Annotated in this window: 27 protein-coding genes; 7 read left to right on the forward strand and 20 right to left on the reverse strand. The window is 64.4% G+C overall.

The window, feature by feature from the left end:
- Positions 1-33 precede the first annotated feature (33 nt).
- The 4 genes from V7Q53_RS02345 to V7Q53_RS02360 all read right to left on the reverse strand — a co-directional run bounded on the left by V7Q53_RS02345 (position 34) and on the right by V7Q53_RS02360 (position 3,050).
- A complete protein-coding gene (locus V7Q53_RS02345; protein WP_333826763.1) occupies positions 34-1,218 on the reverse strand; it encodes a zinc-dependent alcohol dehydrogenase in 1,185 nt (394 codons plus the stop codon).
- A gap of 11 nt (positions 1,219-1,229) precedes the next feature.
- On the reverse strand, positions 1,230-1,880 hold the full coding sequence (locus V7Q53_RS02350) for an SRPBCC family protein (protein WP_333826764.1): 651 nt from the start codon (positions 1,878-1,880) through the stop codon (positions 1,230-1,232).
- Between the two features lie 81 nt (positions 1,881-1,961).
- Positions 1,962-2,471, reverse strand: a complete 510-nt coding sequence (locus V7Q53_RS02355; RefSeq protein ID WP_333826765.1) for a ferritin-like domain-containing protein — start codon at positions 2,469-2,471, stop codon at positions 1,962-1,964.
- Between the two features lie 54 nt (positions 2,472-2,525).
- Positions 2,526-3,050, reverse strand: a complete 525-nt coding sequence (locus tag V7Q53_RS02360) for a DUF421 domain-containing protein (RefSeq protein ID WP_333826766.1) — start codon at positions 3,048-3,050, stop codon at positions 2,526-2,528.
- Between the two features lie 481 nt (positions 3,051-3,531).
- Between V7Q53_RS02360 and V7Q53_RS02365 the strand changes: the two genes are divergently transcribed.
- Positions 3,532-3,699, forward strand: coding sequence for a hypothetical protein (locus V7Q53_RS02365; RefSeq protein ID WP_333826767.1), 168 nt, complete (start codon positions 3,532-3,534; stop codon positions 3,697-3,699).
- A 58-nt stretch (positions 3,700-3,757) separates the two neighbouring features.
- Here V7Q53_RS02365 and V7Q53_RS02370 read toward each other — a convergent pair whose 3' ends face one another.
- From V7Q53_RS02370 to V7Q53_RS02400, 7 genes are all read right to left on the reverse strand, one after another.
- A complete protein-coding gene (locus tag V7Q53_RS02370) occupies positions 3,758-4,006 on the reverse strand; it encodes a hypothetical protein (protein ID WP_333826768.1) in 249 nt (82 codons plus the stop codon).
- A 148-nt stretch (positions 4,007-4,154) separates the two neighbouring features.
- Entirely contained in the window at positions 4,155-4,544 is a 390-nt protein-coding gene (locus V7Q53_RS02375; protein ID WP_333826769.1) for a DUF983 domain-containing protein, read from the reverse strand.
- Positions 4,545-4,635: 91 nt separating this feature from the next.
- Positions 4,636-5,994 (reverse strand): cytochrome P450, encoded by a 1,359-nt coding sequence (locus V7Q53_RS02380; protein WP_333826770.1) that lies wholly within the window; start codon positions 5,992-5,994, stop codon positions 4,636-4,638.
- 2 nt (positions 5,995-5,996) lie between these two features.
- A complete protein-coding gene (locus tag V7Q53_RS02385; protein ID WP_333826771.1) occupies positions 5,997-6,575 on the reverse strand; it encodes a sigma factor-like helix-turn-helix DNA-binding protein in 579 nt (192 codons plus the stop codon).
- Positions 6,576-6,718: 143 nt separating this feature from the next.
- Positions 6,719-7,033, reverse strand: a complete 315-nt coding sequence (locus V7Q53_RS02390) for a hypothetical protein (protein ID WP_333826772.1) — start codon at positions 7,031-7,033, stop codon at positions 6,719-6,721.
- Positions 7,030-9,609: a cytochrome c oxidase subunit I gene (gene ctaD / locus V7Q53_RS02395; protein WP_333826773.1), complete on the reverse strand. Its 2,580-nt coding sequence runs from the start codon at positions 9,607-9,609 to the stop codon at positions 7,030-7,032. The genes V7Q53_RS02390 and ctaD overlap by 4 nt, the downstream gene beginning before the upstream one ends.
- Positions 9,602-10,222: a cytochrome c oxidase subunit II gene (locus tag V7Q53_RS02400; RefSeq protein ID WP_333826774.1), complete on the reverse strand. Its 621-nt coding sequence runs from the start codon at positions 10,220-10,222 to the stop codon at positions 9,602-9,604. The genes ctaD and V7Q53_RS02400 overlap by 8 nt, the downstream gene beginning before the upstream one ends.
- 114 nt (positions 10,223-10,336) lie before the next feature.
- On the opposite strand from V7Q53_RS02400, the gene V7Q53_RS02405 reads away from it, so the two are divergent.
- On the forward strand, positions 10,337-10,867 hold the full coding sequence (locus V7Q53_RS02405) for a DUF2231 domain-containing protein (RefSeq protein WP_333826775.1): 531 nt from the start codon (positions 10,337-10,339) through the stop codon (positions 10,865-10,867).
- On the opposite strand, the gene V7Q53_RS02410 is transcribed toward V7Q53_RS02405, so the two are convergent.
- Both V7Q53_RS02410 and V7Q53_RS02415 read right to left on the reverse strand, forming a co-directional pair.
- Positions 10,822-11,328, reverse strand: a complete 507-nt coding sequence (locus tag V7Q53_RS02410) for a CopD family protein (RefSeq protein WP_333826776.1) — start codon at positions 11,326-11,328, stop codon at positions 10,822-10,824. The genes V7Q53_RS02405 and V7Q53_RS02410 overlap by 46 nt on opposite strands.
- Positions 11,325-12,077 carry a cytochrome c oxidase assembly protein gene (locus V7Q53_RS02415; RefSeq protein WP_333826777.1) on the reverse strand — a complete coding sequence of 251 codons (753 nt, stop codon included), beginning with the start codon at positions 12,075-12,077 and terminating at the stop codon, positions 11,325-11,327. Before V7Q53_RS02415 ends, V7Q53_RS02410 begins: the two co-directional genes overlap by 4 nt.
- 358 nt (positions 12,078-12,435) lie before the next feature.
- Between V7Q53_RS02415 and V7Q53_RS02420 the strand changes: the two genes are divergently transcribed.
- A complete protein-coding gene (locus V7Q53_RS02420; protein WP_333826778.1) occupies positions 12,436-12,954 on the forward strand; it encodes a hypothetical protein in 519 nt (172 codons plus the stop codon).
- A 552-nt stretch (positions 12,955-13,506) separates the two neighbouring features.
- On the opposite strand, the gene V7Q53_RS02425 is transcribed toward V7Q53_RS02420, so the two are convergent.
- From V7Q53_RS02425 to V7Q53_RS02455, 7 genes are all read right to left on the reverse strand, one after another.
- Positions 13,507-14,307: a formate/nitrite transporter family protein gene (locus V7Q53_RS02425; RefSeq protein ID WP_333826779.1), complete on the reverse strand. Its 801-nt coding sequence runs from the start codon at positions 14,305-14,307 to the stop codon at positions 13,507-13,509.
- A gap of 182 nt (positions 14,308-14,489) precedes the next feature.
- A complete protein-coding gene (locus tag V7Q53_RS02430; protein WP_333826780.1) occupies positions 14,490-14,615 on the reverse strand; it encodes a hypothetical protein in 126 nt (41 codons plus the stop codon).
- A 92-nt stretch (positions 14,616-14,707) separates the two neighbouring features.
- A complete protein-coding gene (locus V7Q53_RS02435; protein ID WP_333826781.1) occupies positions 14,708-15,220 on the reverse strand; it encodes a superoxide dismutase family protein in 513 nt (170 codons plus the stop codon).
- 100 nt (positions 15,221-15,320) lie between these two features.
- Positions 15,321-17,516, reverse strand: a complete 2,196-nt coding sequence (locus tag V7Q53_RS02440; protein WP_333826782.1) for a xanthine dehydrogenase family protein molybdopterin-binding subunit — start codon at positions 17,514-17,516, stop codon at positions 15,321-15,323.
- On the reverse strand, positions 17,513-18,505 hold the full coding sequence (locus V7Q53_RS02445; protein WP_333826783.1) for an FAD binding domain-containing protein: 993 nt from the start codon (positions 18,503-18,505) through the stop codon (positions 17,513-17,515). Before V7Q53_RS02445 ends, V7Q53_RS02440 begins: the two co-directional genes overlap by 4 nt.
- Entirely contained in the window at positions 18,502-19,026 is a 525-nt protein-coding gene (locus tag V7Q53_RS02450) for a 2Fe-2S iron-sulfur cluster-binding protein (RefSeq protein WP_333826784.1), read from the reverse strand. Before V7Q53_RS02450 ends, V7Q53_RS02445 begins: the two co-directional genes overlap by 4 nt.
- A gap of 232 nt (positions 19,027-19,258) precedes the next feature.
- A complete protein-coding gene (locus V7Q53_RS02455; protein WP_333826785.1) occupies positions 19,259-20,923 on the reverse strand; it encodes a BCCT family transporter in 1,665 nt (554 codons plus the stop codon).
- A gap of 246 nt (positions 20,924-21,169) precedes the next feature.
- Between V7Q53_RS02455 and V7Q53_RS02460 the strand changes: the two genes are divergently transcribed.
- The 4 genes from V7Q53_RS02460 (at position 21,170) to V7Q53_RS02475 (ending at position 23,793) form a co-directional block, all read left to right on the forward strand.
- Positions 21,170-21,388 carry a hypothetical protein gene (locus V7Q53_RS02460; protein ID WP_333826786.1) on the forward strand — a complete coding sequence of 73 codons (219 nt, stop codon included), beginning with the start codon at positions 21,170-21,172 and terminating at the stop codon, positions 21,386-21,388.
- Positions 21,389-21,565: 177 nt separating this feature from the next.
- Entirely contained in the window at positions 21,566-21,958 is a 393-nt protein-coding gene (locus tag V7Q53_RS02465) for a PRC-barrel domain-containing protein (protein WP_333826787.1), read from the forward strand.
- Positions 21,959-22,138: 180 nt separating this feature from the next.
- Positions 22,139-22,849 carry a GntR family transcriptional regulator gene (locus V7Q53_RS02470; RefSeq protein ID WP_333826788.1) on the forward strand — a complete coding sequence of 237 codons (711 nt, stop codon included), beginning with the start codon at positions 22,139-22,141 and terminating at the stop codon, positions 22,847-22,849.
- Positions 22,846-23,793 carry a sugar kinase gene (locus tag V7Q53_RS02475; RefSeq protein ID WP_333826789.1) on the forward strand — a complete coding sequence of 316 codons (948 nt, stop codon included), beginning with the start codon at positions 22,846-22,848 and terminating at the stop codon, positions 23,791-23,793. The genes V7Q53_RS02470 and V7Q53_RS02475 overlap by 4 nt, the downstream gene beginning before the upstream one ends.
- Positions 23,794-23,803: the final 10 nt, after the last annotated feature.

Here is a 23,803-nt window from a genome sequence, read left to right on the forward strand (position 1 = left end):
GCGCGGCGCCGGTGACCCTGCGCCGCCGCCGGGTCAGGCCGCCGCCTGACCCGGTCTGAGGACAACCTTGGTCCAGTCATTCTGGTTATTGCGGAAATTGCGGTAGCCCTCGGCCGCCTGTTCCAGCGGCAGGCGGTGCGAGATCAGAAAGGTCGTGTCCAGCTCGCCCTCACCGATCCGGTGCAACAGGTCTTTCAGGTAGCGCTGCACATGGGTCTGCCCGGTTCTGATCTGAAGGCCCTTTTCCATCAGCGCGCCCAGCGGAAACTTGTCAAGCATGCCGCCGTAGACCCCGGGGACCGACACGCGCCCACCCTTGCGCACGGCCATGAGCGCCTCACGCAGGGCATGCCCGCTGTCGGCACCGATGCCGACTGTCTGCTTGATGTTGTCCATGATCGTATCGGGGGCGAATCCGTGGCTTTCCATGCCCACGGCGTCAATCACCGCATCCGGCCCCAGACCGCCTGACATCTCCATCAGCGCTTCAAGGACATGCGCCTGTTTGAAATCAATGACATCAGCGCCCAGCTTGCGCGCCAGCGCCAGCCGACCCGGGTATTCGTCGATGGCGATCACCCGGGCGGCTCCCATCAGCAGCGCGGACTGGATCGCGAACAGGCCCACCGGCCCGCAGCCCCAGACGGCGACGGTATCGCCCGGTTCGATCTCTGCATTCTCGGCGGCCATCCAGCCGGTGGGCAGGATATCTGACAGAAACAACACCTGTTCGTCATCGAACCCGTCGGGAATGACAATGGGGCCGACACCGGAAAAGGGCACCCTGACATATTCTGCCTGACCGCCCGGATACCCGCCCGTCAGGTGTGAATAACCGAACAGGCCAGAGACCGAATGACCATACAGGGCCTCGGTCAGATCCTGTTTTTCAACCGGGTTGGAATTGTCGCAGGCCGAGAACAGCTGCTTCTCGCAGAAGAAACACTTCCCGCACGAGATGGTGAAGGGCACCACCACGCGCTGGCCCTTCTTCAGCGGGCTGGCGGCGCCGGTATCGACCACGCGGCCCATGAACTCATGGCCCAGAATGTCACCCCGCTGCATCCCGGGGATCACCGCATCGTAAAGATGCAGGTCCGATCCGCAAATCGCGGTTGCCGTCACTTCGATGATCGCATCGCCGGGGTTGACGATTTCGGGGTCGGGGACAGTTTCCATCCGGACATCGTGCTTGCCGTGCCAGGTCAGTGCGCGCATCGGATTCCTCCTCAGGCTGTGGTCTTGCGGTTGCGGTTGGTGGCGATCTCGCCTGTCTCCATCAGCATTTTCAGGCGCTTCAGCTCACGCCGCCCCTGTATGGCGGGCTCGGCCTGAAAGGCCTTGGCAACCCAGCGCCCGATTTCGCCTGCGGGGGGCACATAGGCGATGCGCGCCTCCACCTCGGTTCCCCGCTTGCCCGGGGCATCGCGGAAACTGACCTTCCCCTCGGTGTCGATGTCCGAATCCGGGGTGGAACGCCAAGAGATGAATTCATTCTCACGATCCTGCACGATGCGGGTTTCAACCGTGACATCGGCGCCAAAGGGACCACGGATCACCCAGCGGGTCAGATCGCCGTCAACCTCGACGCTGTGCACATTCTCCATGAATGTCGCCAGATTGGTGAAATCGCGCCAGAAAGCGTAAACCTCGGCGCGGGGGCGGGCGATGGTGACGGTGCGCCCCGTCACCGCGTAAGCCCCGAAGCGCCGCTGCCGCGTGGTGTGGCGCGGCGCGTCGTCGGCAGGGCGCGCTGAGCGCCGCCGCGTCAGATGCACCATCCCGCCCACGGCAGCCCCGAACACCAGAGCCAGCCAGAGGTTTGTATGCTGGTTCGAGCGCGCACCGGCGTCAGAAATATCTTCGCGAGGACAGGTCATTGCAGCCTCCGTATTGGGTATGAGCGGGTGGCGCGGCGGGCGGCAGGACCGCCCGCGCACCCGGCGACAACCGGCGGCTGCCTATCGTTTGGCGTCTTTGTCATCAGACTGAGCGCGCCCGAGAAAGGCGGTCGTGATGCTCGCCATGTTCTCTTTCAGCCAGCCGGCCATTGCCTCTTCTTCCTGGCAGATTTCGTTGCACAGCTGGGCGGTCTGGATATCTCCCTCGGCCTCGGCGGCGGCGGAAAGAATGCGGTACGAGGCAATCTCCATGGCCTCGAACGCGTAGCTGGCCAACACGCCCTTCACCACCTCATCACCGGCAAAGACGCCGCCAAGGTTCTGCATCATGGCCGTAAACTGCGCCGAGACATCCTTCACGCCTGAGGCAGAAGTGCCGCGCCGCTCCAGACAGGCTTCAAGGCGCTCGCGCTGGCTTGTGCTCTCGTCGAGATGGGCCTGCATACGCTGGGCAAGTTCGGGATAATTCTCGATACGCTTGACCTGGCCGTGAAGGATGGATTCAGCCTGTTTTTCCATCGCATGCGCATCGCGCAGCCACTGGTCAACGTATTTGCTTATCTCGGACATGTCGGGTCTCCTTTAGGATCGGGTTGTAAGGTCCTCTCCGAACCCGCATGGCCCTCAATTGTTCCTGCCCGAGGCCTCCTTTCGGATGATGCTGATCTCGCCATTCCGCTCCAGCCGCGCCTCGCTGACCTGCTCCCAGCCCGAAAGACTTGCCTTGAGGCGCAGCGCCTCAAGAAGATCGTTCTCGCTGATATTGCCGCGTTTCATCGCCTTCCAGTCAACTTCGCCATCCCGCACAAGGGTGCGCGCGCTGCCCTTGATCAGCGTGCCGAAACCATCCCACCTGACCGCGATCTGCGAAAAGAACCAGTGAAGGCCAACGAGAACGACGGCGGCGACAAGTGTGGGCAGGAAGGGCGACTGGCCGGTAATGGCACGGCTGACGATTGATCCGAGCATGACCCCGAGGATCACGTCAAAGGCCGTATTCTCGCCAATGAACCGCTTCTTCCCGAGGCGGACGATCACCACAGCAAAAACGAAAACAACGACCGCGCGCACCGCCATGTGGCGGCTTTCAAGGTCCTCTGCCTCCAGCCCCAGCGCCCAGCCCACCCAGGTTGCGATCTCTCCCAGCATGTCCCTCTCCGTTGCCGCTTACCGGCCGCAACCGGGGCGACCGGCTGCGCCTTCACGATCATGTTCCCGGCGACCACGCCGGTATCCTGCGTGGCGCGACAGCATGCATTTTTCCTGCTGCCCCCATGAACCAAACCGCGCTTTCCCGCGCATGTTCCTGCGCAGGAGCGACAAATCCTGCCCGCGGCTGGAACAAGAGGCGGCGCACCTTGTTGGGGTGCTGAACGGCGGCTCAGGCGGAGCATCATAGCCGGATTGCCCCGCATGGTCCGGTTTAGCCTCGCCTTGTTGGTCCCCACCCTCCCCCGAGCCGCCGTTCTCCGCCCGATGCACACAGGCAAGCCTGTTTTGACAGTCCTCCCCCCAAAAGCATCGCGCGCAGGTCAGTCACGGCGAAGTCGAACCGGGGAATGATCCAGCGGCGAACCCCGGACGTAGGACTAAAAAGCGCAACTTTAACTCAGGGAAGGGGATTGCTGACTTGACGAATGAAGAGGAAAAACACGGCTCAGCCGACCTGCCGGAGCGGGAACTTCGCCAGCTTATGAAGGGTATCGAGGAAGCGCCGATTTCGGACGAACTTCGCATCCTTGCGAAGAAACTGGAGCATGAGCTTAAGGAACAGAACCAGCTCAGGGGCGAGGATTAACCGCTTCTGACATCCGCGCAGGGAGGGAACCCCGGGCGCGGCCTGCAAGAATGACCTCTCAGCCCTCTGAAGCGCCGCCACGCCGTTCTGCGGCGGGTGTTGCGGTGCCGGGGTCTGTTTCCGGGTAGGGGCGCCCGGTATCAGGATCAATCGGATCGGCGCCGCCCTCGTCATCGTCCTGCGCCGTTTCGACGGGGGGCACCGTCGGGCGAATGGCCTCCCCGGCTATCTCATCAAGGGGGAGCGCTTCATTCTCCTCTATTTCGCGAAGGGGTTTTGCCGGAGGGGATGAATGCCGGGTCTGCATGGCGCTCTCTTTGTGTTGCTGTTGAGGTGACGGATCAACCGCCGAAGGCTGGCAAGGTTCCGCCACCATCCGGGGAACATCGCGGCTTTCCCGCAACGCAGCCGCCCCGTCCGTAGGCGAAGGGCGCAAGTAAACCCCCTGGCATTTGTCAGCCTTGCGGCCGATCTGTGCGTGGACCGCTGTCCACATCAAAAACCCAGAGATAGCCGACCATCGCGCCCTTGATCACGCGCAGCAGGACGACCGCAAGCAACGGCAAGATGGCAAGGCCCACCATCGCCAGAATGGCCGGGTGTGGCCCGAAGAGCGCGGCAGTCAGCCCCAGCACCGGCACCAGAAACAGGCTGGCGGTCGCGATGGACAGGAAGGCAGGCCCCGCCGCAGTGGCATGCCGCCGGATGCCAAATCCGCAATGGTTGCATATATCGCGCAGGGTCAGAAAGCCGTCGAACAGGCGGCCCTTCCCGCACCGTGGGCAACGCCCGCCCGCACCACGGCGCAGCGCGGTGCCCAACTCTCTTGGTTGCCTTTCGCTCATGTTCGCTCCTTGCGGGTCATCCGATCAGACGACCAGCCGGAAATCCGGTCCGATCGTCGGTCTGACCCTGCTTGCGCCGACTGAGCCCGGGTCATGACTGGTGGTCCGAGGCCCTTCCGGTCAAGGTGAACTCGATCGTATAATTGTCCAGCGTCGGCGGAAGCGGGCGCGCAGGGTCAAGGCGCGCCGGGTCCGCCAGAGCGGCCTCAAAAGTGCCCAGGATCTCGCTCAGCACCATCGCGCCGACCATCAGCACCAGATCCCGCGCGGGGCAGACGCCATCCCCGTCGCTGAAGGGGACAAAGCGCGATCCAAGCTCCACCTGCCCATCGGGCCACAATCCGGGGGCAAAGCGGTGCGCCTCGGTCAGGGTTTCGTCATCGCGGTGAAAAAACGGGGCGTAGATCACCACCTGCGCGCCGCCGGGAAGCGTGTCGCCCTCCCAGTCGATGTCATGGCGTGCCTGCCGCAGGATCACCGGCGTCGTCGGCCACAGCCGGAGACTTTCCAGCAGGCTTGCCCGCAACAACGGATCGGCACGACCGTCGCCCGCCGCCAGTTGCGTGCGCAGCGTGTGCATCGTGTCAGGGTGGGCCGCCAGAAGCGCCAGCGCGCGGTAGCTTGTCATGCCGCCGGGATCGAAGGCGAACATGTAATGGGCGAACTGATCGGACACCGGGGTCTGATCATGACCCGGTACCTGCGCCACCAGACCGGCCAGACTGGCAGGATCGGCGCGATCAAGATGCGTCTGAAGGCGGTGATGGAAATCATGGTGCAGCCGCTTGCGGCCCGGATGAAGAAAGGCCCAGTTGCCCACAGAGCGCAGCCTGTTCAGGCTTTCGGTCAGGGCCTCGTCGTTGCGCGCGCTGTCACCCAGAAGGATCTGCCTGACCATTCTGTTCCACGCGGCAAAAAAGGGCTCCCACGTCAGATTTGTTGCGCCTCTGCGCGTCATATCGGCAAACAGATCACCGAATTCCTGATGCACCACCTGCCGGAACTGCGTTGAGAGGCGATGAAACGGGCAGCCCTCATCCAGCAATCCGGCGTTGAATGCGCGCCGCACCTGCCGGTCCGCGCCATCGGCGATGAGCGAGACACCGGGTTCGAAATGCGCCAGCGCCGCGGATTTCTCGTCACTGCTGCTTTTGAACGCGGCAGGGGTTTCCTGCAGAACGCGCTGAACCTGCGCCGGATCGGTCAGGATCAGTTGCTTGCGCCCGAACACCGACAGCAACACCGGGCGGGAAGCGTATTTCTGCCGCAGCCGCTGGAGGCGCTGAATTCCCCGTGCCTCGGTGCCTGTGCTTTCCAGCAGGCCCACAACACCGGGTCGGCGGCGCAAAACACCCTTGCTCAGCGTCGGCAGGGCAACATCGCGCACCAGTGCGAAGATATCCGCAGCACCGCCGCGTGCAAGCCCTCTGGTCTGGGTATCCACAACCATCCTCACACCTCTTGAGACTGGCTGGAGCACTGCGGCCCTTCGGACCAAACCGGCCCCCGGCTGTTTGCCCCTGCACCGCGCGCCCTCAGCGCTTCCAGAAGCCCTGAGCGGGCGCAACTGAGGCGGCTTTTCACCGCGCCGGTTTCACAGCCGCAAATTTCGGCGGCTTCCGTGTCGCTCAGGCCAAGAACACCCGTCAGCACGATCACCTCGCGCTGCGAACGGGGCAGGGTATGGATGGCATCAGCCAGTTCCCGCTCCGGCGCCGACCACGCCTGCCGGACAGTGTTGCCGCTCGCACCTGCCGCAGGGTCGCTATTGGCGGGCAAGGCGGGCGGGCCGATCTCGTGTTTGGTGAAAAAGATATGTCGCATGATCGTAAACAGCCAGGAATGAAGGTTTGTACCTGGGCTGAAACGGTGTGTTTTTCTCAGCGCTTCGGTCAGGGTTTTCTGAACCAGAACATCAGCCTCGTATGGGTTTGAATAAAAAGACCAGGCAAAAGCACGGAGTGCCGGTATAAAGTCGGCAGTATCGGCTTCGGTCATCGTGAGAGGTGCATCAAAGTGCTCAAGGGGCATCGCTCAACCTCCCTTTCAATGCTTGCAAGATGGCCGCAACTGCGAACAGAACGCGTGCTTTTGCGCGTCGTTCCGCTCATTGCGTCAGGAGTGCACAACTTCGGCGAGAGTCCGCCGAGCGCTGACTCTCGCGCGCTGGCCGTTCAACAGCTCGTGGCAAGTGCGACCGGCAGAAGCGAAAAGAACGTCGCGCCCAGACCGATCCAGGCACCGGCGCGGGGCAGCCAACGCGCAAGCCCGTCACCGGTGGCAGCGGGAAGGGCGAGAAGCAGCACGAGATTGGCAACAAGGGTGGCAAGCCACCCCGCCCAAAGCGCGAGATGGAGCAGGCTTGCAAGCCCGGGAACGTCAACCTCGGGCCAGCCATGACTGCAGCCCGCACCATGCAGTGCATAGACAAGCGAGAAACCTATGGCCCAGATCGCGGGTCCGGCGATGAACAGCGCAAGCCACCTCATCCCCACACCCCCTGCCCTATCACGACCGCTGCCGAGACCGCCGCTGTTGCCGCCGCGAAATCCTGCCACAGCCGCCAGCCGGGCAGTGCACCGGCGTGGTCCGGGCCGATCTCGCCGCGCCGCGTCTGGTCCCAGACGAAGGCAGCGCAACCCGCCCCCATCAGCGCGTGCAGGGCGACATACCCGGCAAGCACCCCGCGCAGCGCATCGCGGGCGTGGCGCGCGGGGTCATCCATCCAGCTCCATGCCAGGGCGGCCAGCGCCAGCAGGGCGGCCACATTGGCCACCACGCCCAGCAGCGCAAATCCGCCCGGGCCGTGGCCGCGCAAGTGCCTGATGTCAGCAAGCCGCGCCAGCCCTGCCGCAAGCACCAGCGCCGCCGCCGCCCCCGCAACCAGCAACGCCGCCGCCCCCTGATCGGCCTGCGCGGGCGGCGCAGGCCAGTTCGGGGCGACCACATGCAGGAAACCCACGCCGAACAGAAGCGAGGCGAAGAAGGCACCATTGGCGACCATGAGGCAGACCACGCCGCTCCAGACAAGGGTGCGGCGGCGTTGCCTCTGGTCCGGCAGGTCGATCCCCGGTGCGACGGTGATCGGCGCATTCCCCCCGTGCAGCACCAGTCCGCGCACCCAGACCCAGATCAGCACCGCAACCAGCACCAGGGACAGCGGTGTGAGCCAGTAGAGGCTGGCGAGCATCAGAAGCACGAAACTGCCGATTGCGGCCGATAGCGCCAGCGGCAGCGCGGTGTTCCCGGGCAGGACCGCCACATGGTCAAGGCGGGTGCGGCTGATACTGGTGACAAGCAGCTCGCGCCGCCCACGCGGCGCGCCGGGCAACAGCCCCTCGCCGCGCGCAAGCGGCACAATCGCGGCAGAGGCCCCGGCATCGGCATGGCACTGGCTGGGCAGCGAGGCGAAGTTATAGGCGGGCGCGGGATGCGGCATCGCCCAGTCAAGCGTCGGCGCGCCCCACATGTTGCGACCCGCCCGCTTTCCCAGCGTCACCTGAAGGATCATGTCGAGCAGGAAGAGCGCGAAGCCGATGGCCATGACAAAACCGAAGATCGACGAGGTGAGGTTCAGCCACACCCATTCAGGGTTTCCGGAATAGACATCGACACGCCGCCGCATGCCCAGAAGCCCGGTCAGGTGCATCAGAAAGAATGTGCCGTGAAAACCGATGAGGATGGTTGCGAACGCAGCCTCGCCCAACCCCTTGATGCGCGCGCGGCCGGTGATCTGCGGCATCCAGTAAGCCCCCGCCGCCAGAAGCGGAAAGACGAACCCGCCGATCAGCACGTAATGCAGGTGGGCTACCACGAAATGCGTGTCATGCGCCTGCCAGTTGAAAGGCACCACTGCCAGCATCACGCCGGTAAGCCCGCCCATGACAAAGGTCAGGAAGAAGCCGAGGATGTAATACATCGGCAGGACAAGCTGCGGGCGGCCCTTCCACATCGTCGCGATCCAGGAAAAGATCTGCACCGCCGTCGGTATCGCCACCAGAAGCGAGGCCGCCGAGAAGAAGGCAAGCGCCATATGCGGAATGCCCACCGTGAACATGTGATGCACCCACAGCCCGAAGGACAGGAACACCAGCGCCAGCACCGCCGCGACGATGGCGCCATAGCCGACGATCTCGGTGCGGCACATCACCGGAATGATCGTCGCCAGTGCCCCGGCGGCGGGCAGGAAGATGATGTAGACCTCTGGATGGCCGAAAAGCCAGAACAGATGCGCCCAGAGAAGCGGGTCACCCCCGCGCGCCACTTCGAAGAACGGCCAGTCAAAGGCGCGCTCGATCTCCAGCAGGATTGACGCAAGGATCAGCGGCGGAAAGCCCACCAGCATCATCGCCGCCGTGCCCAGCATGTACCACGCAAACAGCGGCATCTGCGTCAGCTTCATGCCGGGCGCGCGCTGACGCAGGATGGTCACGGTGATCTCGACCGCGGCGGCCAGCGCCGAGATTTCGACAAAGGTTACCCCCAGCAGCCAGACATCGGCATTGATCCCGGGCGAGAATGCCGAGCTGGACAGCGGCGTGTACATGAACCAGCCGTCGCGCGGCGCCACCCCGGCAAGGAGCGCGAAAAGCATGATCAGCCCGCCAAACAGATAACACCAGTAGCCAAGCGCCGTGAGACGGGGAAAAGCCATGTCGCGTGAGCCGAGCATTTTCGGCAGAAGGTAGATGCCCAGCCCTTCAAGCATCGGAATGGCGAAAAGGAACATCATGATGCTGCCATGCATCGTGAAAATCTGGTTGTAGAGTTCGGTATCCAGAAACGCGCCTGCGGGCGTGGAAAGCTGGGCGCGGATCAGCATCGCCAGAATGCCGCCGATGGCAAAGAACACCAGCGCCGTTCCCATGAAGCGCAGGCCGAGCGAGGTATGGTTGACGGCGGCCACATGCCCCCACCAGCCGGGCGCGTTTGACCAGACGCGGTCCAGCTCACGGTGCAGACGAAGCGCGCGCTGCGGCGGGTTTGGCGTGATTGCGGCAGTGGCGTCGCGCCTGTCGGCGGGGCTGGTATGCGTGGTGGCATGGGGGGTGGCGCGGTCAGTCATCGGCGGCCTCCTGTCCGGTCGGGGTCTGCCCGGCCATGGCCGCGTCCGGGTCGGCAAGGGCGGCGTCCCAGTCCTGTGCCGGAACCACCAGCACCTCGAATTGCATCGCCGTGTGGCCGATGCCGCAAAACTCGGCGCAAAGCCCGCCATGCCGCCCCGGCGCATCGGCCTGCAGGCGCAGCCGGTTGGTATGGCCGGGGACGGCATCCATCTTGCCGGCCAGTTGCGGCACCCAGAAGGAATGGATCACATCCTCGCTGGTGATCACCATGTCCACGGGCTGCCCGGCGGGCAGGATCAGCAGATCCAGGGTTTCGACCGGCCCGTCCGCGCCGGGATGGGTGAAGCGGAAACCCCACTGGATGGCATGCGCGCGGATCTCGACCGCACCGTCATCGCGCGGCAGAATGCGTTCGCCCACCCAGACCCCGGCAGCCAGCGTGACGCTGAGAATGGCAAGCGAGAACCAGACCCCCAGCCCGAATGTCCAGCGCCGCTCATTGATCGCGCGCGGCGCGCCAAAGGCCATCGCCACCAGAACAACCACCATCCCGGTCAGCACAAGCGCCGCGCCCGCAAGCCCCCACCAGAGCCAGGCGATATCACGCGCCACCGGCCCGCCGGGCTGCAACGCCGAGACATTGCCGTCACAACCGGCAAGCAGCAGCGGAACCGCAATGGCGCCGAATTGCTTGATACGACAAAGCCCGGCAGACGGAGAACGCCCATGACCCGCCCCGACGACACCCCCAGGACCGAGTTCATCGACCCGGTGAACGAAAAACGCGCGCTGCATCTGAAGGAATCGAAGATCGCGATCGCCGGTCATCCGGTCCATGCCATGCTCGTGGCCTTTCCCATTGCGCTGACGATGAGCGTGCTGGGGGCAGACCTGCTGTATTGGTGGACGGGCGACGCATTCTGGGCCATCGCTGCGGGCTGGGCGACGTTCGGTGCCTTCCTCATGGCGGTCCTCGCTGCGATCACCGGCACGGTCGAATTGCTGATGGTGCCCGGCATCCGCAACCGCGCGGCAAGCTGGACACATTTCATACTGGCCATGACGCTTCTGTCCATCCTCGGGCTGAACTGGCTGATCCGTATCGGCGCCGCGCAAGAGGCTGTCCTGCCTCTGGGGCTGGCGCTTTCCTTCCTGGCGGCGGGTATGACGGCGATGACGGGCTGGCATGGGGGCAAACTTGTCTTTGACTATCAGATCGGCACCAAGGACGACGGCAATTCGCGCCCAAGCGGCTGACGCAGCCACTCGGGCAGCGAGTCGGCAAGCGGGGCAAGGTCAGGCTTCGCAAGCACCAGCCACAGCACGAGGCCCATCAGCCCGATGGCGCCAAGCAGCACCGGAACCGGGCTGGGCAGCCGGTAGGCTCCGTTATGCTCGCCGGTCAGTGCGACCATGTGGCCGATCCATGCATGACAGATCGCCATCCCGCCGATCGCCGCCAGCTTGGCCATCATCCACGGGTCACGGATCTCCGCCAGAAACAGGAGCACCGTCCCCGCACCGACCGCGATCACCGCAGCCGGCGTGACAAGTTCGACATAGCCGCGATGGGTAAGCAGCCGCAATTCCGAGTAACCGGCCTGCGTGCGGACATTGGCAGTGCGCCCGTAGGCCTGAATGATGATCGGCAGCGCGATCAGCCCCGCGCACCAGACCACAAGGCCCATGACATGCACCGCTTTGAACAGCGCGATCATGCGCGCACCTCGTATGCCCAGGCCGCGCGAAGGCTCAGCGCCGCAAAGAGCGCGAAAGGCAGCATCCCCGGCACCCACATCATGAGCCCCGCCAGTTGCTGATCGGCGAGCGCGCTCAGGCCGAACGCCTCGGTATAGGCCAGATGCTCCGGGTAGAGCGGGCGCGGCGCGAAGGTCAGAATCGCGCCGATCAGGCCCATCTGCCCGGCAAGCGCGCCAATCTGAATGGCCGGAGCAATTGCCCCTCCCAGACCGTTGCGGCGTGTGAACACCCCGCTCCAGACCGCCCAGGCGGGCAGCAGAAGCGTTGCCTGCATCAGCCAATAGAAGGCCGGATGGTCCCATGCGGCGGCATAGATGACCGGCACATGCCACGCCCAGAGCGCCGCCGACAACACGAAGAATGCGGCCCCCGCCGGAACCCGGCGCAGCGGCAGCGCATAGGCAAGCAGCGGCGCCAGAAGGCCGATGATAACAAGGTGGTGGAACGTGCGCGCCGTGAAAAGCGCAACCGTCAGCGCACAGAGCGGCGAGACAAAGACCACGACCGCCAGACCTGCCGCCCCGGCAAATGCCCGCTTTCTGGGTGGCACAGCGCCGGTCCGGCGCAGATGGAACACGCCAAGGCATGCCGCCATCGCAATCGCCACCCAGAGAACCAGATCGGTGTTCCGGGCGAACAGAAGCGCCCCCGGGGCAGGAGCGGGGCCGCAATAGGGCAATGCGTCAGACATTTGCGTCGAACTCACTTGGCGTCCCTCCGTGGCAGCATCGCGGGCAACCGCTGAGCTTGCGCGTGTCGCAGGGTGCAAACGCGCCAGATGCAGAGATGTTCCGCACTTTGTCGTGGCCCATCGGCAGGCATCGGCAGCCCCCTCACGTCTCCTTCGCAGCGCCTCGCAAGCTCTTCTGCTGCGGCGTCAAAGCATCGCATCGGGTACGCGCTCGGTGTTGCTTTGCCCCCGCCTCATCCCGGAATGGAGGAAGGGTCATATGCCCTGACGCGTCAGGGGGCACCGGGAAAAATCGGGCCGTTTGCCTGGAACAATGCCAAAGTCTCACGGTTGTCCGGGCTCAACCATGACCGAAACGGAGGAGAATAAGATCATGACCATTAAACTTCTCGCAATTGCCGCGATGTCGCTGAGCCTTGGAGCCACCAGCGCGCTGGCCCAGGCCGCTCAGACCGACACCACGACCGGTGTTGGTACGGGTGCAACCGATGGCATGCAGCACGAAAGCATGCCGATGGAATGGGAAGGCAACATCGGCAACGCGTTCTACAGCGATTCCGAACTGGGCACGTTGCGCAGCGAAGAAGAAATGCGCACGAACTGGGAAGGTCTGAGCGAAGAAGACCAGTCAGCGGTGCGCGACTACTGCGAGCGTCACGCCATGGATGACGGCGGCGCCGGGGTTGGTGCTGACACCGGCGCAGGCGCAGGCGCTGACGCAGGCACAGGCGCCGCGACCGACACGGGTGCCCCGACCGGCAGTGAGACCGGCACGGCCGGTACTGCGGGCGCGGACGGCACCGCGACGGCTCCGGCTGATCCGGGCGCTGGCATGCAGCAGGCCTCGCTTCGCCAGATCTGTGAAATGATCGAAGACGACAACAACATCTGATTGTTTCGCCGCGCGGGGGCAGGTCACGAAACCGGCCCCCGCCCATCCCCCCGCCGCGCGCCGACCGTTGGACAGACCGACGGAGAGGCGTTGCGGCGGGGGTATTTTTTCCGCTCCTCCGTCCGACCTCTTACTCGCCCCCGTCCCTCCGGCGGGGCCGACGGCGTGGTGGCCCGGGCATGAAAGCCCGGCATTCCGGTACTGCGCCGATCTGTTCGCCATGGGATCCATGGACACGCACCCATAGCTTTCCTCAGAGCGGCTGCCCGCGCTTTCTGTCAGATCCCGTTGCGATGAACCGCCACCCGCCCCCGCGCTGCCCTGCGGAGACAGAAACCACTCAGGTACCCTTTTACGGGTTCATGCCACTCTGCGCTTTGCGCGCCGTTCAGATCACCCCTGACCGGATTCTCCGTCAGCGGGTGCGCGGCGCGGGGCGGCGCTCGCGGGTTTCAGGATTGTCCCTGATGACCACCCGCAGCAGACAACAGCAAAGCACGCCCCCCGCCAGAGGCGCGCCCTCCTGAGACGCCTGGAAATTTTAAGCCGCCGCTAGCGCTTCACATACACATGAGCGTAGGCGAGCGCGACGAGGGCACCACCGATCAGGTTGCCGATGGTCGCCGACACCAAGTTTGACACAACATCGATGACCGAAATAGACGCCGCCGATACCTCGGTCACCATCTGGACCAGGTAGGCATAAGGGAGAAGATACATATTGGCGATGGAATGCTCCAGCCCGGCGGCGACAAACGCGGCGATCGGCAGGATCAGGCCGGCCATCTTCTGGGTAATCGTTTGTCCGCCCAAAGCCATCCAGACCGCAAGGCAGACCAGCATATTGGCCAGAATGCCGCTGGCAATCACGGCGCCGAATGACTTCTCAATCTTCGTGACCCCGAGGTCGAGCGCTGCACGGCCCATGGCACCCTCGCCCGCCTCATGCACACCAGCACCAATGACGATCAGCGCCAGCAGGACGGAGCCGACGAAGTTCGCAACCCATACAATCAGCAAGGCGCGGGCCGCCGCGCCCATCGCGAGTTGCCGGGTGTAGATGGGGCCCGCCATCAGGGTGTTGCCGGTGAACAGCTCGGCACCCGCGATCAGGACCAGCGCCAGCCCGAGCGAGAAGACCAGCCCCGCCACGACCTGCGCGATGCCGAAGGGAAGCGCATCCGCCCCCGCCAGCGCCACGGTCGCAAACAATCCGCCGAAGCCCACATAGACGCCCGCCAGAATGCCCAGCACCACCATGGAACGCAGCGGCAGTTTCGCCTTGGCCTCCACCTGTTCAAAGACCGTCGCTGTCAGGTCAGGGGGATCTGGTAGCTCTGCTCCTTCAGCCATACTATCCTCTAAGTTGATGGTTTTCCTGAAGACCGCGCAACGCCTGAGAGTTGCGGGTCCATGTGGAATGATCGGTAATTTTCTGCAGGCTCAACCGGGGGCCACGCCAATTGTTCCGAAAAGGGAAGAACGGCATGGGGCGCGCGGATCGCTTGCAGCGCCCCCGGCAAGGACTGATCGCGCTATTCCGGCCGGGTCTTCTGGCGCCGGGCCAGCCGTCTGGCGCGACGGATCGCGCGGCCCTTGGCCCAGCCGGGCAGCAGTTCGGCCAGAAGCCGGTCAAGCGTGTTCCAGAATGGTCTCTTCATCGCAGAGGTCTCCTCTCCGGTCGGCACTTCCCGCGCGCAGGGGCTGGCGGCGCTGACGGATTGCCAGCGCCGGGCCCCGCGTGCCTGAAGCGTCACTCGATCGGTGCGCAAGCGATCCGGGCACCGGCATCGCCCGAGGGCTGGCTTTCATAGTCATCCGGCTCGGCGTGGAGCATCAGCGAGCGGCCCCGGATGTCGGCATCGCCACCATCGAGGCCCACATAGCTGTTGAGCACATGCGCACGCAGGACACCGTCAGCCGGAACATACTGATTGGGCATGTCACCCGCGTGAGCACCGCTTTCAACCAGAAAGCCATGGTCGGCATCGGTCGGGTTGAAGTGACCCCCTGCGGAATCATGGTCAACCTCGTGGTCACACGTGCCTGTCTCATGGATATGAAACGCGACCCAGCTTTCGCCCGGCAGCCCCTCGATTTCCATCTCGATCAATACACCTGCCGGAGTCTGCGTCAGGGTCGCCGACCCGTTGGGCTGACCTTCGGCATCGACAAAAGATGCCGAAGCCGTCTGCCCTGTCTCGGCAAAAGCAGCGGCGGCACCGACAAGCGAGAGCGCGGTCACGGTTGCGAGCAATCGGTTCATGGGATCAGTCCTTTTCAGTTGCAGCAGTATGTCCGAAAGCAACCGGACAGCGCCGCCGAAGTTCCCGTTTCTCTGTGTGAGCGCCCCGATTTCCCGGCGATCACCCGGGCAGCGCGCTCACAATCTTGTCCGGGGTCGCGGGATAGCTGCGCAGGCGAATGCCTGTGGCGTTGTAAATCGCGTTCAGAACAGCCGCTCCCGCGCCTGAGATGCCCAGCTCACCGATGCCCTTGGACTGGATCGGGCAGGCCATGTCGTCGCGCTCGTCAAGCAGATGCACCTCGACAGGCGGGCAGTCGCGGTTGACCGGCAGATGGTATTCGGCAAGATCGTCATTGACCACATGGCCGTCGCGCGGATCAAAGGCGAGATCTTCGGTCAGCGCGGCGCCAATGCCCCAGATCATGCCGCCCTGACACTGTGAGCGCGCGGTCTTCTCGTTGAGGATGCGCCCCGCGGCAAAGGTGCCCAGCATCCGCCTTACCCGCGTCTCGCCGGTGACGCGGTTGACCCCGACCTCGGCAAAGAAGGCGCCGAAAGAGGCCTGGCTTACCTCCTTGCTGGTCTGTCCCGGCTCAAAATGCCCTTCCGCGACGATCTCCCCCTCCGGGAGCAGGCCGGCCAGCCCGGAGCGGTGGTTTGCGCCGGTGGCCACGCCGTCTTTCAGCGTAAGGTCTTCGGGCGCGCAGCCAAGCTGCCCGGCAAGCCGCGCGCGCAAGCTTTCGCAGGCGATGAAAACCGAGGAACCCGCCGACGACGCCCCATGCGAGCCGCCCGAGCCCGCCGAGGGTGGAAGATCGGTATCGCCAAGACGGACCTCGACCGCCGTCAGTGGCAGGCCCAGCATTTCCGCCGCAATCTGCCCGAGGATCGTATAGGTGCCGGTGCCGATATCGGTCATGTCGGTTTCGACAAGCGCCGTGCCGTCGGGCCGCAAGGTGACACGCGCCTGCGAGGCGGAGACCATGTTGACCCGCGCCGCTGCCGCCATACCGTGCCCGACCAGCCATTCGCCGTCGCGCTGCTGTCCGGGCACCGCGTTCCGCGCGCCCCAGCCGAAAAGCCGGGCGCCCTCGTCCATGCAGTCAGAGAAGCGCCGCGCGGAAAACGGAATGTCTTCCTCCGGGTGCCGCGCGGGAATGTTGCGCTTGCGGAACTCCACCGGGTCAAGGCCGAGGGAATGCGCCAGCTCGTCCATCGCGCCTTCGAGTGCGAGCATCCCCACCGCCTCGCCCGGCGCACGGACCGAGCCTGCGCAGGTCCGGTTTACCCGCGCCACCGACTGCCCCAGCCGACGGTTTTCCCCGGCATACAGGAAATGCGTGGATTGTGCCGTTGGTTCACTGAAACTCTCGCCGGGCAGGTTATAGACCCGGTCCTCGTGACCGATGGCGGTGAGCTTTCCCGCAGCATCGGACGCCAGCCGCAGCCGCTGCCGTGTTGCGGTGCGATGGGTGGTCATGCTGAACACCTGCTGGCGCGTCATCACCACCCTGACCGGGCGATCCAATGCGCGCGCGGCGATTGCAGCGGCCACGGCCTCGGGGGAGATGCCGAGTTTAGAGCCGAAACCGCCACCCACATAGGGGGACAGGATACGCACCTGTTCCGGCGGAATGCCAAGCGCATCGGCGAGTTCCGCGCGGTTGTATTTGAGCATCTGATACGCGCCATGCAGGGTCAGGCTGCCCTCTGCCCATTGTGCCACCGCAGCATGCGGCTCCATCGCTGCGGCATGGTGCGGCGGTGTGCTATAGGTCACGTCGACGACCTCATGCGCCTGCGCCATCGCGCGGTCGAAATCACCCTGCTCCAGCTTGCGCTTTTCGGGCTGATCAACGCTCAATGCCGTGTCGGGGTCAACCTGCGCGGCGGATTCCTGATAGTGCAACCTCAGGCTGGCGGCGGCATGGCGTGCCTGCTCAATGCTTTCGGCCACCACAAGGGCGACCGGCTGGCCGTGATAGAATACCTCCGTCACACCCTGCACCGGCGCCTTGCCCGCGCCGCCCTGGGCCGGGTTGCGGATGAAGCGTTCGTCAGAGACCACGCCAAGCACACCGGGCATGGCGCGCACCGTTGCGTCGTTCATCCCGGCGATGCGGCCCCGGGCGATGGTGGCGCGCACCAGAACCCCCTCGGCCTGACCGGGAAGCGCGCGCTCGGCCGCATAGGCGGCGCGGCCCGTAACCTTGAGCGGGCCATCCGGCCGGTCAAGCGGTTGGTGGATGACGCCCTGCGCCGTGCGATCAAGCACGCGCGGATAAGGTGCGTCCATCGTGAACTGCGTGATCATGCCGGCATCTCCGTCCCTGTTGCCTCATGCAACGCGGCCTTCAGGACACGGCGCGCCAGAGGTATCTTGAAATCATTGCTGCCCCATCCCTTTGCGTCACGCAAAAGCGTGTCGGCTGCGTGATCGAAAAGCGCGTCAGAAGGCACCTCCCCCGCCAGCACCTTCTCGGCGCCGGGGTCGCGCCAGGGTTTATGGGCAAGCCCGCCAAAGGCAAGCGCGGCATGGGCGATGCGGCGGTCTTCATCCAGCGTGATCACGCTGGCGAGCGAGACCAGCGCAAAGGCATAAGATGCGCGGTCGCGCACCTTGCGATACCGCTGACAGCCTGCTTTCGCGGGCGGCAGAATGACGGCGGTCACAAGCTCACCCTCCGCGAGATCGGTCTCCCGCTCGGGCGTGTCTCCGGGCAGGCGGTGCAGACCGGCAAGCGGAAAGCGCCGCCGCGCACCGTCTGCGGCCTCCGTCTCGACTTCGGCATCGAGGGCGCGAAGGGCCACGGCCATATCGCTCGGATGGGTGGCGATGCAGTGCGCGCTTGCTCCGAGGATCGCATGGTTCCGGTTGAAGCCCCCGATGGCAGCGCAGCCGCTTCCCGGGTCGCGCTTGTTGCAGGGCTGGGAGGTGTCGTAGAAGTAATAGCAGCGGGTGCGTTGCAGCAGATTGCCCCCCGTCGTCGCCTTATTGCGCAACTGCGCCGAGGCCCCGGCAAGCAGCGCGCGCGCAAGCACCGGATAACCCCGCCGGACGCGCGCATCCGCCGCAAGATCGGCATTGGTGACCAGCGCCCCGATCCGCAGCCCGCCTGCCGCCGTGGCCTCGATACCGGCAAGATCAAGCCGCGAGATGTCCACCAGCCTGTCGGGTGTCAGCACTTCAAGCTTCATCAGGTCGATCAGGTTGGTTCCGCCCGCGATGAAGGCCGCCCCGGCCTGGGCGGCCTGTGTCGCATCACCCGTGGCGTCGGCGCGAAAATAGTGGAAGGGTTTCATTCGGCTGCCTCCGCAGTATCAGCACCCGCCGCCACCTCGCGGATCGCCGCATTGATCCCGCTATAGGCCCCGCAGCGGCAGAGATTACCGCTCATCCGCTCGGAAATTTCGGTATCGCTCAGGTTCACCGGTCCCTGCAATGCGGCAGAGGCGTGAGAGGGCCAGCCCGCCCGCGCCTCCTGCAGCATCGCGGTTGCGGACATGATCTGCCCCGGCGTGCAGTAGCCGCACTGGAAACCGTCGTGCTTCACAAAGGCGGCCTGAAGCGGATGCAGCATCTCGGGCGTGCCCAGCCCCTCGATGGTGGTGATGTCGTCGCCGTCATGCATCACGGCCAGCGCAAGGCATGCGTTGATGCGGCGACCATTGAGCAGAATGGTGCAGGCCCCGCACTGCCCGTGGTCGCAGCCCTTCTTGCTTCCGGTCAGGTGAAGGTGATGGCGCAGCGCATCAAGAAGCGTGGTCCGCGCATCAAGGTCGAGCGTCTGGCGCGCGCCATTGACGGTAAATTCTACGCGCATTGTCATACCCCTTGACTGATGTGTCGGTCAGGACTGCAGCGGCGTGTCCGCGCGTCACGACAGTCAACCACTGACCGTTGCGTCCGGTTCCATCGTGCCCCCGGCACCCTTCGCCGTCACGCGCCGCACCCGCACGGCAGGCAGTCGCCCGATGAAAGCACCGGCGAACACGGCGTGAAAAAGCGGCCGGCTGAGGGGCATGCGCGACGATCTTTTCCCCATGCGGGTCGCATCAGGCTTTTGGGGCTGGTGCCGATACACTGGCGGGTTCTTCCGGTGTGTTCTGGTCGAACTCACTGAGCGCGGGGCGTTTGCCAATGGTCACATGGTCAATATCCTCGGCCGCGAAGCCGCGGATCAGGGAGGGGATCATGAGGCAGACAAGAAGGAATATCGGCAAGCCGACCACCGTGATAACCTCCTGCAAGGCCGTCAGTCCGGCCTCTCCGGCCAGCAGTATCAGGGTGGCGGCGATCAGCCCCTCGGCCAGCCCCCAGAACACCCGCTGGCGCACCGGGCCCGCCGTGGCGCTGCCCGAAGACAGCATATCGACCACCAGCGACGCCGAATCCGATGAGGTCGCGAAAAATATCGCCACGATCAGAATGGCCAGACCCTGCATCACGGGTGTCCATGGCAGTTCCTCGAAGAAGGCGAACATCGCCAAGGGGACAGACTCGGTCACGGCGCTGCTGATGTTACCCGCCGCCGGGCCCATCGCCGCGCGGGCCAGCTGGCCCAGCCCGTCCATCTCCATGGCCTGCCAGCCGAAGATGGCGAACCAGATGACGGTGAACAGGGACGGCGCCAGCAATACGCCGAAGACGAACTCCCGGATGGTGCGCCCACGCGAGATACGCGCTACGAAAAGGCCGATGAAGGGCGACCAGGTGACCGTCCATGTCCAGTAGAACACGGTCCAGTCGCCCTGCCAGCCCCAGTCGCCCGTGCCCATGCCTTCGCCGTGCAACATGTCATTCCAGAACGCCAGTCTGGGCAGGTTTGACAGATACAGGCCAAACGTCTCGACCACGCCGCGCAACAGGAAGAGGGACGAGCCGAAAACAAGGACGAAAACCATAAGCCCGACAGCCATGCCGATGTTCAGGTTCGACAGAAACCGGATCCCCTTGTCCAGACCCGCCATGATCGACAGCGTGGCCACGGCCGTCAGGCTGCCCAGAATCATCAGGCGCAGAAGCGTCGAGTCGCTCCAGCCGAACAGCGCCGATAATCCCGCCGCAACCTGTGAAGCCCCGAGGCCAAGCGAGACCGCGACGCCGAACAATGTTCCGAGGATTGAGGCGATATCGATTGTCTTGCCGATGGGCCCATGAATTTTTTCACGCAGCAGCGGGTAGAAAACCGAACTGACACGCACCGGCAGATCATAGCGATTGATGAAATAGGCGAATGCCAGACCCGGCAGGGTGAAGATGGTCCAGGTATGCAGCGCCAGATGGTAGAGCGAGATCGAGATGGCGTCCTGCGCGGCCTCAATGGTGAAGGGCATGACCCCGGGCAAGGGCGGCGTCTGGTAGTGGCTGATCGGCTCGGCCACGCCCCAGAACATCAGCACCGTGCCGATGCCGCCCGCAAAAAGCATGGTGAACCAGGACAGGTTCGAATATTCCGGCCGCGAGTCCCGTTTGCCAAGCCGGATATGACCGTGGCGCGACATTGCGGCATAGATCAGAAAACCCAGCCAGACGTTGACACCCAGAATGAACAGCCAGCCAAGGTTGGTTACAATCCAGCTTCGCCCTACGGAAAAAGCGGCACCGATTGTGACCGGCGCCACCACCAGCGCGATGACAAATACCAGGCTCAGTCCGGCGGAAATAAAGAAAATCGCGGGATCAACCTTCAGGCCCAGTTTGCTCGCCAGTTGTTTCATGCGTCAGTTCCCGCCGTTTTCAGCCTGTGAACGTTAACGGGGAAAGTGCCTGAATAGTTCCTCCTGCCGCACAGCACCGCAAAGGCGGCAGGGCAAACCGGCCGTGCGCAGACTGGCTTTTCCTGCGTTGCCGGGCTTTGCCTGCTGGCCGACGACGAAGCGGCGCCCGGCTGACCGGGCGCGGGTTCCGGAACCGGGACGCGCCGCCATGGTTTCTTCTTCATGCAAAGAAAGGGAGACCCCGCCATGAGCAGCAACAAGCACCCGAAGTCCGACAAGAAGATTGAAGCCGATCTGCCTGACAACCTTGAGGTTGACCCCGGCATCGGGCGTTCAAAGGGCCGGTTCGCCATGACCGACGAGCCGCCGCTTGAAGGCGAGAACACATTCGAAGGCGATGTGAAGAACGACACCACCGCGCAAGGCGGCGTCGATCCGAACCAGCGAGGCCGGACCAACAAATAACCATTACCTGCGGGCGGTGCCGTCGGCGCATGTCGGCGGCACCCATCGCCACCGGGGCCGTGACCGTCTATCGCGCCCGCCGCGAACAATCCGGCGCGGAACATCCATCGCCACTCGCGCGTTGGGATGATGAAAGCCATTGCTTGCGGCTTAGCCGACCAGACAAAGGAGAAGACCATGCCAAGCGAAATCAACACCACCGGGGCGCCGGGGCCGACCATCACCTCAAGCGGCACCAACAGCGACGGGAGCCGCCTGATACCGGGCAGGACCCTGCAAGGTAAAAACGTCTACGGACAATCAGGCGATGTTCTGGGCGTGATCGGGGATGTGATTATCGACCCTTCGACGGCGCATATCGTCTATTATGTCATCAGTCTTGAAGGCGACGAAAACGCCCCGCATCCGGTTCCGGTTGCGAGGCTGGGATATGATCACGCGCGCGAAGGGTACATCAGCGACCTGTCGCGGGAACAGATTGAATCGGCGCCACCCCAGCACGATGACTGGTATGAAGATCAGGCGTGGCAACTTCGCTCGCATGAACATTACGGGGTTTCGCGGCCCTGAGGCCACAATGATGGAACCGCGCCCCGTTTCACGCCTACCTACTTGATGGCTTGCTGCGGGACGCGGCATTTGCTGAACGGTGGGCGCGGACCCTCACCCGCTCAGCATGCCGCGCGCATCAGTCGCTTGCGCATTTGCGGCACCTAAAATATACTGGTATGGTAGATTTTACAGGTCCCCATGCCCCCAGATTCCGAACTTCTGACCCTCGACCATGATGACCGCGCCCTGCGGCCGGTTTCGATGAGCAGCCGCGCCTATGATGCCCTGCGTCACGCGATCATCCAGATGCAATTCGGGCCCGGCAGCCTGCTTTCCGAGGCCGAGATTGCGCGCCAGTTGGGCATCTCCCGCCAGCCGGTGCGCGAGGCGATTATCCGGCTCGGCCTTGACGGGCTGGTGGAGGTTCGCCCCCAGCGCGGAACATTCGTCAGGCTGATCTCGGTGCGCGAAGTCGAAAATGCCCGTTTCATCCGCGCGGCCATTGAAGTGGCGATAGTCCGCAGATGCGCCACCATGGCAACGGAAGCCGAAATCGCGCGGCTGGCACACATTATCGACGATCAGCGCACCGCTGCCGCGCAGGGTGACAACGCAGGCTTTCTGCGCCACGATGAGGCGTTTCATCAGGCGATTGCCACGGCGGCAGGCTGCCAGGATACCTGGCGCGTGATACAGGGGCTCAAGGCACAGATGGATCGTGTGCGCTATCTGTCGATGCCTGATGCCACGCCTCCTCCGGTCATCATCGACCAGCACAGCCGTATCGCGCGGGCCGTTGCCACCCATGACCCTGAAGAGGCCGCAAACACCATGCAACAGCATCTCTCCGAGATTCTCAACGCGCTGCCCGCTCTCGCGCAGGCGCATCCTGCGCTGTTCACCGAATGACGCCGGTGTCAGGCGTCGCCGCTGTCGGTGAATGCATGATCGAATTGTCAGGCGCCGCCGCCGACAACTGGCGAATGGGCTTTGCCGGGGACACGTTCAACCAGATCTGGGCGCTGCGGGCGCTGTTGCCCGCTGCGCAAAGCGCCGATTACGTAACGGCCTTTGGCGATGATCCCTTTTCCGACCGTCAACGCGCTTTTATGGCCGAACACGCGATCGGCACGGCGGCCAGCCCTGTTATTCCCGGCGCCCGCCCCGGCCTCTATGCCATCACGCTGGAGGGGCACGAACGCTCGTTCACCTACTGGCGTGCCGATGCCGCTGCGCGCAGTCTGGCGGATTGCCGCGATGCCCTTGCCGCCAGCCTCATGGGCCGCGCGCTCATCTGTTTCTCAGGCATTACGCTGGCCATTCTTGAAGCACCCGCCCGCGCCACGTTGCTTGCGGTGCTTGAAGCCGCGCGCGAGGGCGGCAGCCGCATTGCCTTTGACCCCAACTGGCGCCCGCGTCTGTGGCCGTCACCGCAAGTGGCCCGCGACGCGATTGCGCAGGCGCTTGCCCTGACCGATATCGCCCTGCCGACCTTTCCGGATGAAGCCGCGCTATTCGGCGATACCAGCCCGGCAGACACAATTGCGCGGCTCAGCCGTGCCGGTGTGGCTGAAATCGTCGTCAAGGACGGTGCGGGGCTGGCGCATGTTGCCGGGGCGGGTATTACCCGGGCCATTCCCGCAGTTCCGGTGCCGTCCCCGGTTGATACTACCGGGGCGGGAGATGCATTCAACGGCGGCTATCTGGCGGCACGGCTGGCGGGCCATACCCCTGCTGAAGCCGCTCAGCGCGCCCATCGCGTGGCGGCGGCGGTGGTGCAGCATCACGGCGCACTGGTTCCCTTTGCCATTCTGCGCACGGCCTTTGAAGGCGCCCTTACGCCCGCAAAATGACCCCCCGATG

The sequence above is a fragment of the Pararhodobacter sp. genome, from assembly GCF_036802785.1.
Classification (GTDB): Bacteria; Pseudomonadota; Alphaproteobacteria; order Rhodobacterales; family Rhodobacteraceae; genus Pararhodobacter.